Below are 271 nucleotides of genomic sequence, written 5' to 3'. Positions count from 1 at the left end.
GATTCCGCTGCCGGTCCGGGTCACGATGGCGGCGCCGACATGCAGGGATTCGCCCCGCTTCGCCGCGTGGAAATAGTCGCGGTCGGCGACATTGACGGCCCGGGCGGGGAATTCGGCGGTCTCCAGGACCGAGTTGCCCACTTCGTCGAACACGAAGGTGGAGAGCCGGCCCCCGACATGGGAGACCATCCGGTTCATCTCCTCCCAATGGGTGCGGTCGCGGACCGCCTCCGGCCCGCCGGCCCGCGCGACCATGCCGACGATGTTGGAC

Annotated in this window: 1 protein-coding gene; it reads right to left on the bottom strand. The window is 69.4% G+C overall.

Translation table 11 applies throughout. From position 1 onward, the window contains the following. Positions 1-271, bottom strand: a 271-nt coding sequence (locus tag JT719_RS24765; protein WP_207436448.1) for a PDC sensor domain-containing protein, incomplete at both ends; no start/stop codon positions are given.

Origin of the sequence: Sabulibacter ruber, assembly GCF_017355955.1 — a bacterium.
Classification (GTDB): domain Bacteria; phylum Bacteroidota; class Bacteroidia; order Cytophagales; family Hymenobacteraceae; genus Nibribacter; species Nibribacter ruber_A.
This window is presented reverse-complemented; position numbering and strand designations above follow the sequence as displayed.